This window comes from Synechococcus lacustris str. Tous (assembly GCF_003011125.1).
In the GTDB taxonomy this organism is placed as follows: domain Bacteria; phylum Cyanobacteriota; class Cyanobacteriia; order PCC-6307; family Cyanobiaceae; genus Synechococcus_D; species Synechococcus_D lacustris.
In genome coordinates this window covers 1-4,355 of record NZ_PXVC01000112.1, presented here as the reverse complement: position 1 = coordinate 4,355, position 4,355 = coordinate 1, and the positions used below count along the sequence as shown (strand labels likewise).

Here is a 4,355-nt window from a genome sequence, read left to right as displayed (position 1 = left end):
GGGTGTTGCTGGTGAACAAGGTATTCAAGGTATTCAGGGTGCTGCTGGTACTGGYATTAACTTCCGCGGGCAGGTAGCAACAGTTGCTGATTTACCTGCTGGTGCAGCTCAAGGTGATGCCTACATCGTTCAAGCAGATGACAGCTTGCGTGTATGGGATGACACCACCAAAGCATGGGTAGATGGTGGMTCAATYCAAGGCCCCCAAGGTATTGCTGGTGAACAAGGCATCCAGGGCGCACAGGGTGAAGTTGGCCCTGCTGGCGCTCAAGGTGTAGAAGGCCCTGCTGGTGTGCAAGGTAGCCGTGGTACTGGTTGGTTTACAGGTACTGGCACACCAACAGAAGTGCCTGGTTCTATCCCTGGCGATATGTACTTAGAAACAGTTACCGGTGATGTCTACGTATTGAACTAAGAGCCAGGGGCCCAAGACCCCAAGCAAGCTGTATTCAAGGGAATTGKCTTTTCTTTGAATACAGATGTTGCTTATTCAAGAGTCCTCTCTTAACGGGGGGATTTTTTATTGCGAGYAAMCGCAACATCTGCACAGAACGGGGAACACTGGCAGCAGTTACACCTCTGCAATGCTCACCACCGGCTCGATCACCACAGAAACCTTCAGCGCTGCTTTATTGGGCCTGGAAGACTTAAGCCTGCGGGTGACAGCAGCGGCCCTACATGTAGCTGCTAACCCTGAGAAGCATCCACGCCTGCGGTTAATGCTGGCCGATCTCTCGGAGGTGATGCAATGCTGCGAAGATGATTTGGGGCTGTATCAGCAATAAAAACTGCTTGGCCTGATCTATAACAAGTGGCCTTGTTAGGAGCATCTAGCATACATCTTGGCAGCATATTTTGTTAGCTCGTCATCATATACCCGATACTCTGATTATAGCTTTGCAAATACCAATCGGTAGCTTGCTGTTGCAACCGATTGTGACGTTTGCTTGGACATGCGAAATTAGACATAAGCTTCAACTATATGTTAGTTGTATCTTATTCTAAAGCACTATAAAAATTGTCTAGTCCAAAGACGGTTTGTTAAACCTGGCAGATAAGGACATAAGTTTTCAGGATTCATGGCCGCAGTCTCTCCAGGTATTGATTGTGTTATTCTTGAGCAAATTTTTGCCTGGATATGTCACTAAYTGCTCTCTTGGGTGCTATCTTAATCATTCTTGCRATTTTTTACTATTTTTGGCCATATTTTATTGAATCGCATAAAGTTGAATCTTCAATATTGCCATTACTTAAACAGTGCTTCAAAGATAAACTATTTTTACGTAAGACCTCATCGCCAAAGTGTATACGTATTCAGGACTTGACTTTCGACTCCTATTGTAGCTTAAAGCTAGAAATATTCTCACTTGGGCGCGACTCTAATAGCACTCAGGACACAAGTCAGATTAAGTTCTTTTTCAAAGATGAAATTCTTTTTAAGCATATTGATCTTAAATCATTAACCCCTAGGGGTGGTCGGACATATGAACTAATGGTTTCAATTATTTATGAATTTCTTCAGAAAGCTTGTTATGATGAATTGCCTCCAGACACAATAGACTATGAGGTTTGTAAAATAATTTTTGAGAATTACCCTGAGGCTTTATGGGCTGATAGTTCTCAGGCGGAAATCAAAAAAGTTTTGCAACCACTATCACTAGTTTACAATGCATCAATGAATAACGAGTTACTTGCTTTCAACAAAAAAACCATGGCTAGATCAATAAAATTACTATTAGACGAATCAACGCAACTGGAAAATTATTCAAATGAAATTTGGGATTCCATACGTAAATGYTATGAGTTCCTTTCAGTTCCTGCAAATCTTAAATCGTTTGGTAATTACGACACTAAGATCTTGGAGCTTTATGCCAGAAATCCTGAGATAAGAAGAAACTTTGCAGAAATTATAGCAATTAAGAATGAATACGATAATCTACTTTCTTGATAATCTATATAGTGAACCTAATTTCTGACAATCTTCTTTAGCTTGCCTGTCTTGGTGCAGGTAATCTCACACAGGTGCAGGTTGCATCTCAGAAGTACCTGCGATATGTAGTTCCATCAGATCTCTTTTTTATTGTGTACTTACCACCTTTTGGGCCTCTATGCTCAATCGAGCCAAAGTTCGAGCCTCCAATTTCTAGGTATCTTGCTACTCTAGATCCCAATTTTGAACAGTGTATAAGTATCCGAGGGTGGTAACTTTTAGCCTTACACCTCTGGAATTCCTCCAAATGAATCTACAAAATCCGCTTGCCGAGCAGTCATCATGCTCTTCATATATAAAGCATGTCTTTCGAGAAAAGCCATTTCGTGCAGAACCGTACGCTGTCACTTTGCAGTTCTTCGTACTGTCAATCACTTTTTGCCAACCAGATTCTAGTAATTTTTTTCTTTCTTCTTCGTATGGCTGACCTTGCATGAGTGAAGGCATATACTGAGCTTTAGTTGGTGCAATAAATGTTGCTATAATTGCAGAAAAAATAGCTATTATAGCTAATCTAGAACACGGCATAGCTTGATAAAACCTATTGATATAATTCTAGTGAGTGTTTGACTGCCTTGTCAATAATTTCTACCATTCCCGCAAGACATTCACTTAGCCACTAAACCCCACTCCACGCAGCTCCCTTTCTAAGCCCAGCACAACCGCAACAGTTCTCAAACCCCTTAGCGATTGAACCCACTTCTCAAGTTTTGTCATCGCATTACAGAAGCTACCCTTCATGTAGCTTCTAATCCTGAAAAACACCCACGCCTGCGTTTAATGCTTGCTGATCTCTCGGAGGTGCTGCAGTGCTGCGAGGAAGATTTAGGGCTGTATCAGCAGTAAAGACCTATTTAGGGGAGCAGAAGCTACTCCCCATTGCCTCGACGGCCCAAGGGGCCAACCTATGGGCCCTAACGGCCTATGCAGCCACAAGCGACGCAGCCACTAGCTGCCGATCACTACCTACTGGGATGGGATCAAATGGAGCATTTAATTCCTCYGGCCAGATCAGCTTTGATGCTGCATTTGCATCACGCATTACCTGGAAGAGAATCTTTGGCTCTTCTTTTAATAGCCMAATCCAATGGCTTAAATAAGCYGCATGGGATTCAATTTCAGATCCAATTTCCAARCGATCACAAAGCAAAACTGCCCCTAATTCAGCTACAAGCTCTTCTCTTGCATAGCTTTTGGAGCCAAACCTGCCAGCTTGATCGCGATCAAGCCTTGAGTGATGGCCACTGGAATGGATCGCCTCATGGGCCCAGGTGGCACAAAATGCAGCAGGGGTATTAAAGGCTGATCTTTCAGGTAACTGAATCCGATCAATAGCTGGTGCATAAAAGGCTTGATTACCGCCAAAGCTCACCTGCACCTTCCAGCTCTTGAGGGCAGCTTCTGCATTTTCTAGCCTTTCTGGCTCTGGCTTTACTTGATAGCCAGCCTGGAATTTACGCAGCTTGATCAACTCCTCAAGCTTTTTGATTCCTTCTGGGGTGGCCCCTTCTAGATCATTGGCATTGAATACAGCGGTGGGCTTAAAGGCCATCCATTCTTTGATACTGGGATCACTTTTGCTGCCATCAGCTATGGCGACACCTTCTTCTACATGACGGTTTAATTGCGGGCGCACGATATAAGCGCATTTAGAACCTTTCTTTGGAGTAATCCCAAGCTTTTTTGCTTCTGCAAATCCGCACCAATACGGCAGCACTGAACCCCTAACGTGCATGCCGATCGTGAGCAAGATCACATTGGAGCCCCGATACTGATGGCCGCTTAAAAGATTTACATGATGCCCTGAACAGCCATCTTCTGCCCAAGGCTTACGCCAAGGCGCGATACCTGCCTCCATCAACTCAACTAAACCAGCAACGATCTTTTCTTCTGGCGTGGGGCCATCAAACTTTTTCTTGGCAGTAGACATTTGCGAGGAAACGCAGGACTGCATTGGCATCTGCGGCGAGGACAAGGGCCGGCCAAGTAGCTACATACAAATTGTTCCCACAGCTATTCAGTTTGTTGCGGTGGGCCGGCTTGCGTTGCCCTTTTCCCGCCGCAGACAATGCAGATACCTGCGTGACTAATAAACAGCCAAGACCCAAGGGTCAACCCTGCGGCAACAGTTAGTAGCGCCTACCCCGTAGCCGATGTCAGTTCTCTACATCCCATTGCCGGCAGTTCTTTTGCTCTTTTGTTTCTGGGCCATTGAGACCCAAAGGGTTATGTCACGTAGGGTCAAGACCCAAAGGGTAGATATTGGGGCGCGGCCCCATGTGGTGAGTGCTCGTAACCCCGACCGGGAGGGAGGGGGTGGAGAGCACGAACACTAAAAAGGGGGCCGCAACCCCCTAGATGGCCC

Annotated in this window: 3 protein-coding genes and 1 pseudogene; 3 read left to right on the top strand and 1 reads right to left on the bottom strand. The window is 45.2% G+C overall.

Going from position 1 to position 4,355, the window contains the following annotated elements:
• The 3 genes and pseudogenes from C7K08_RS15630 to C7K08_RS12815 all read left to right on the top strand — a co-directional run.
• A pseudogene (locus C7K08_RS15630) lies at positions 1-415 on the top strand (hypothetical protein); the annotation flags it as partial.
• A 169-nt stretch (positions 416-584) separates the two neighbouring features.
• Positions 585-785: a hypothetical protein gene (locus C7K08_RS12820; RefSeq protein ID WP_133165275.1), complete on the top strand. Its 201-nt coding sequence runs from the start codon at positions 585-587 to the stop codon at positions 783-785.
• A 536-nt stretch (positions 786-1,321) separates the two neighbouring features.
• Positions 1,322-1,948 carry a hypothetical protein gene (locus tag C7K08_RS12815; RefSeq protein ID WP_133165274.1) on the top strand — a complete coding sequence of 209 codons (627 nt, stop codon included), beginning with the start codon at positions 1,322-1,324 and terminating at the stop codon, positions 1,946-1,948.
• Between the two features lie 964 nt (positions 1,949-2,912).
• Here the strand turns inward: C7K08_RS12815 and C7K08_RS12810 are convergent.
• Complete coding sequence (locus tag C7K08_RS12810; RefSeq protein WP_106500963.1) at positions 2,913-3,920, bottom strand: ArdC family protein; 1,008 nt, start codon at positions 3,918-3,920, stop codon at positions 2,913-2,915.
• Positions 3,921-4,355 lie beyond the last annotated feature (435 nt).

Excerpts from the sequence above, each read along its gene's own strand:
- C7K08_RS12820 (WP_133165275.1), top strand. The coding sequence starts at position 585 with ATGCTCACCACCGGCTCGATCACCACAGAAACCTTCAGCGCTGCTTTA.